General features: G+C 72.9%; 4 protein-coding genes. All 4 read right to left on the bottom strand.

Going from position 1 to position 5,047, the window contains the following annotated elements; translation table 11 throughout:
- Positions 1–255: 255 nt before the first annotated feature.
- A complete protein-coding gene (locus AC1MIR_RS20450; protein ID WP_480030024.1) occupies positions 256–669 on the bottom strand; it encodes a BLUF domain-containing protein in 414 nt (137 codons plus the stop codon).
- Positions 666–2,009 carry a putative bifunctional diguanylate cyclase/phosphodiesterase gene (locus tag AC1MIR_RS20455; RefSeq protein WP_480030025.1) on the bottom strand — a complete coding sequence of 448 codons (1,344 nt, stop codon included), beginning with the start codon at positions 2,007–2,009 and terminating at the stop codon, positions 666–668. The genes AC1MIR_RS20450 and AC1MIR_RS20455 overlap by 4 nt, the downstream gene beginning before the upstream one ends.
- Before the next feature lie 64 nt (positions 2,010–2,073).
- Positions 2,074–3,510, bottom strand: coding sequence for a dihydroorotase (locus AC1MIR_RS20460; RefSeq protein ID WP_480030026.1), 1,437 nt, complete (start codon positions 3,508–3,510; stop codon positions 2,074–2,076).
- Between the two features lie 93 nt (positions 3,511–3,603).
- Positions 3,604–5,047, bottom strand: a 1,444-nt coding sequence (locus AC1MIR_RS20465; RefSeq protein WP_480030027.1) for an amidohydrolase family protein, incomplete at its 5' end; no start/stop codon positions are given.

Raw genomic sequence — 5,047 nt, forward strand, 5'->3', positions numbered from 1 at the left:
GGGGCGGCCCTGGGGGATCTGCCGCGCCTGGGCGGGGGGCGCCGGCGCGGCCCCCACCCAACGCTGCCGGCCATCGCCGCCCCGCGGGGGGGCGGCGACCGCCGCCCGGCGCAGCGGCTCGGGCACCGGGTCAGGGGCATAGATCTGGCGGCTGGTCCGGCGGGCGGTGACGGCGCGCAGCAGCGGCGCGGGGGCCCCCCCCCCCCCCGCCGGCCCCCCCCCCCCGGGGGGGGGGGGGCGTGGGCGCCTTGGCCGTCAGGCGGTCGCCGCTTCCGTGTTGCGGATGGCGGCGCGCAGCGTGGCGAGCAGGCGTGGCGCCGCTGCCTCGCCCTGCATGTCCTCCGGGGCGAGGCTGCCCTCCACAAAGGCCATGCTCCAGTCGGCGAAGGCGCGCTCCGTCGGGTTGTTGACCTCCAGCACCGTGACGTGGTCGTGCCGCAGGTCGCACTGGATGGTCTCGAAGATCGCTTCCACGGCCTCCGGCGGGCCTTCGAGCACCTGGGCGAAGCGGCGCGCGGTGTAGAGCAGCGCGCCGGTGACGCCGATCCGCGGGTTGTTGCGGCGCGCGGCGGCCAGGATCGAGGCCAGCACCGGCCCGATCGGCTCCTCCGGCGCCGTGACGGTGTGGCTGACATAGATCACGCGCCGCAGTGCTGCTGCCCCGTTCATGCGGCGATCGCCTTCCCATTGTCCGCGGCAGGCCGTTCGGCCGTGCTGCGGCGGATGAGCGCTTCCACCCGGGCGGCGGGGACCGGCTGGCTGAACAGGTAGCCCTGCGCCTCCGTGCAGCCATTCTGCTGGAGTTCCGCGAGTTGTCCCGGCGTCTCCACGCCTTCGGCGGTGGTGCGCAGGCCGAGCGAATGGCCGAGTGCGGCGACGGCGCGCACGATCGCGGCGCTTTCCGGCTCGGTGGCGATCTCCGTGACGAAGCTGCGGTCGATCTTGACCCGGTCAAGCGGGAAGCTGCGCAGCCGAGACAGCGAGGAATAGCCCGTGCCGAAATCGTCGAGCGAGATGCGGACGCCGATTCCCCGCAACTCGTGGCAGGTTGCGCGTGCCGTGGAGACGTCGTGCAGCAGGGCTGTCTCGGTGACTTCGAGCTCGAGCCGCCATGGCGCGAGGCCGGTGGCCGCCAGGCTCGCCTTCACCTGCGCCGCGAGTTCGCGCCGCGCGAGCTGTGCGGCCGCCACGTTCACCGCGACGACCAGCGTGGAATCGCTCCAGCTCGCGGCCTCGCGGCAGGCGGTGCGCAGGACCCATTCGCCGATCGGCAGGATCAGCCCCGTTTCCTCCGCCAGCGGCACGAATTCGCCGGGCGCCACCAGGCCCCGCTCCGGATGGCGCCAGCGCAGCAGCGCCTCGAAGCCGCAGAGGCGGCCGGAGCCGAGCTCGACATGGGGCTGGTAGTGCAGCTCGAACTGGCCGAGCGCGATCGCCGCGCGCAGGTCGGTCTCCATGCGCCGGCGTTCCTCGGCGCGCGCCCGCAGCGCCGGCTTGAAGCGCCGCTGGTCGCCGCGCCCCTCCGCCTTCGCCTGGTACAGCGCGAGATCGGCGCAGCGCAGCAGCGGCTCGGGCTCGGCCGCATCGACGGGGAACAGCGCGATCCCGACACTGGCGCCGATCACCACGCTGTGGCCGTCCAGCAGGAAGGGCCTGCCGATCAGCTCCACCAGGCGCGCGGCGAGCGCCTGCGCCGCGACCTCCCCGGCGGGATGCGCCATGAGGATGGCGAACTCGTCGCCGCCGATCCGCCCGGCAAGGTCGCCGCCGCGGACCGCGGTTCGGATCCGCCGGCCCACGGCACGCAGCAGCGCATCGCCCACGGCGTGGCCCAGCGTGTCGTTGACTGTCTTGAAGCGGTCGAGGTCGAGGGCGAGCAGCGCGAAGGGCTGCCCGCGGCCATGCTCCGGCGCGGCGGCCTGCTGCAGGGCCGCGAGCAGCGCATCCCGTTGCAGCAGGCCGGTCAGGCTGTCTTTCGCCCCTGGGGGCTCGGCGGGGGAAGGGACCATGTCACCTTCCTGCCACGTGGGTGTGAATGCTTCGCGAATGTCCCGTGCGCCGGCTGGCCCGCGCCTACCAGGGCCGCGCGTCGGGGCGCAGGATGGCCTTTGTCGTGGTGGCGAGGTTGCGCGGCTCGGGCTTCGGCATCGCGGGCCGCTCCATCCGGCCCCAGCCAGGCGCGTCGAGCACCTTGCCGTCCTGCATCACGACGCGGCCGCGCACGATGGTGGCGACCGCGCGGCCGACCGTCTCCATGCCCTCGAAGGGCGTGAACCGGCTGCGGATGCTGCGCAGCTCGGCGCCGCGGATCACGCCGCGCGCGCCGGCATCCACCACGGCGATGTCGCCATCCGCGCCGGGCTGGATCACGCCCTTGCGCGGCCAGAGGCCGAAGGCGCGGGCGGGTGCGGCGCTCGCCATCCGCACATACTGCTCCATCGTCATGCGGCCTTCGTGGACCAGCGTCAGCATCAGCCGCATCGAGGTCTCGACGCCGGGGAAGCCGCAGGCATTGTCCCAGAAGGAGGGGCGCTGCTTCTCCTCCTCGGCGTGCGGGGCGTGGTCGGTGCCGAGGATGTCGATCGTGCCGTCGAGCAGCGCCTGCAGAATGGGTTCGCGCTGCCGGCCCTCGCGAATGGGAGGATTCAGCCTGGCGATGCGGCCAGCGTCGCCGCGCAGATCCTCGGCGGCGATGAGGACGTACTGAGGACAGGTCTCGACCGTCATCGGCACGCCGCGCGCCTTGGCGTCGCGGATGATCGGGATCGAGCGCATGCAGCTCTCGTGCACGATGTGGATGCGCGCGCCGGTCCACTCGCTCAGCACGATGGAGCGGTTGAGCGATTCCAGCGCCACGATGTCCGCCCGCGCCGAGAGATGCGCGAAGGCGTCGTCGCGCCCGGCGGCCTTCATGCGGTTCTCGCGCCAGAACAGCATGGGCGAGTTCTCGGCATGGATGGAGCAGCGCAGGCCGAGTTCGGCCAGGATCTCGAAGCCTTCCAGCACGGCGCCGTCATTCGGCGCGGGGTTGTTGCCGGTGGTGTTGCCGTAGAACAGCTTGAAGCCGATCACGCCGGCCTTCGCCAGCGCCGGCAGGTGATCGAGCGAGCGTTCGTCGAGGATGCCGTAGAGGCCGAAATTCACATGCGCCTGCCGTTCGGCGGCCTCGCGCTTCGCGGCGAGCGCCTCTTCCGTCGCGATGGCGGGCTCGGTGTTCGGCATATCGAAGACGGTGGTGACGCCGCCCGCCGCGGCGGCGCGCGTGCCGGTGGTCCAGTCCTCCTTGTGGGTCATGCCCGGCTCGCGGATATGCGTGTGCACGTCGATCGCGCCGGGGATCACCAGCTTGCCGCGTGCATCGAGGGTTTCCTTCGCCTTGGGCGCGAAGGCCGGGTGGCCGACGAAGGCGATGACGCCGTCCTTGATCGCGACATCGGCGGGGAATCGCGCGGTCTCGTTGACGACGGTGCCGCCCGTGATGAGCAGGTCGGCGAGAGCGGGATCGGACATGGCGGCGGGTTCCGGCAACGGTGGTGGGGTTGCGCTGCCCCCACCCCGACCCTCCTCCGCGAGCGGGGAAGGGAGAAAGGGCAGGGGAGGGAGCTATTCGGCCTTCAGCAGCCGCTTCGAGCGTGTCCAGCCCCTGGCCAGCGCGCGGCAGTGGCAGGCGATGTGGGGCGCGACCGCCTCGCACCAGGCGCGCACCTCGGCATTCGCGCCGCGCAGGCGGTCGGCGGCTTCCTGCGCCTCGGCCGCCAGCTTCGCCTCGTCGAGCCCGAGCACCTTGCGGTCGCGCAGCTTCCACTGGCCGGCGACCATCACATCCGTCACCGCGCTGCCATCCTCGGTCCAGACCAGCTGGTTCGCGGCGTCGTTGAACGGCGCCCAGTTCACATGGTGCAGGTCGAGCAGCGCGAGGTCGGCGGCCTTGCCTGCCGCGATCACGCCGCCTTCGTCATGGCCGACGATGTGCGAGGAGCCGATGGTGGCGAGCCTCACCGTCTCGGCCGTGCCGAGCCAGTCGTCATCCTCCGCACCCTCCCAGAGGCGGGAGGCGAAGGCGGTCAGGCGCATCGCCTCGAACATGTTCTGGTTGTCGGAGGAGGAGGAGCCGTCGGTGCCGATGCCAACCGTGACGCCGGCGCGGATGGCCGCGCGCACGGGCGCGATGCCGGAGGCGAGGCGCATGTTGGCGCCCGGATTGTGCGACATGCTGGCGCCGCGCTTCGCGAGCAGTTCGAGGTCGGACTGCGTGAGCCAGACGCCATGCGCCACGCTGAACCAGCGCCCGACCAGGCCGAGCCGGTCCATGTGCTGGAGCAGCGTCGCGCCGCTGTAGCGCGCCTCGCCCGCCGCGGCCTGGTAGCGCGATTCGGCGACATGGGTCTGCATCGGCAGCCCGTATTCGGCCGAGAGCGCGCGGCAGCCCTTGAGGAATTCGTCGGTGCCGTGCAGCGGGATCGTCGGCGCGCAGCCGAGGCGGATGTTGCGCCGACCATGCGACCAGGATTGCGCGGCGGTGCCGATGGCCGCGAGGATGTCGGCGGGTGCCGCCATGCGCATGCCCGCGGCGCGGGCGCGGTGTTCCTCCGGCAGCGCCTCGACGAGGCCGGGCGTCGCCTGGAAGAAGGTGAGGTCGGCGACCATCGGCGCGAGCACGGCGCGCAGCCCGACGGCGGCATAGGCGTCGGCCATCGCCTCCAGCCCCTCCATGGTGGGGCAGGGGAACTCGGCCGGCATGTCGAAGGCGGCGGTGCAGCCCTTCTTCAGCATCTCCACCGCGGTCAGCGCGGTGGAGAGATGCTTGTCCCGCAGCCCGCGCCCGCCGCCGACCCAGGGTGCATGCGCCAGCAGCAGGGCGAGGTCCCACTTGTCGCCGCTACCCTTCGCCAGGCCGCCATGGCCATGTGTGTGGCCGTTGACGAGGCCGGGGATCACGAGGCGGTTGCGCGCGTCATGCGGCGCGGCGTCCGGCCCGGCGGTGCCGGGCGGCCGGGGGGGGCCGCGGGGGGCGCACCCGCACACCCACCCCCCGGGAACCCCCGGC

This window comes from Falsiroseomonas sp. RANM36, assembly GCF_056682175.1.

Coding starts and splice junctions, on each gene's coding strand:
- AC1MIR_RS20450 (WP_480030024.1), bottom strand. CDS start 669: ATGAACGGGGCAGCAGCACTGCGGCGCGTGATCTATGTCAGCCACACC.
- AC1MIR_RS20455 (WP_480030025.1), bottom strand. CDS start 2,009: ATGGTCCCTTCCCCCGCCGAGCCCCCAGGGGCGAAAGACAGCCTGACC.
- AC1MIR_RS20460 (WP_480030026.1), bottom strand. CDS start 3,510: ATGTCCGATCCCGCTCTCGCCGACCTGCTCATCACGGGCGGCACCGTC.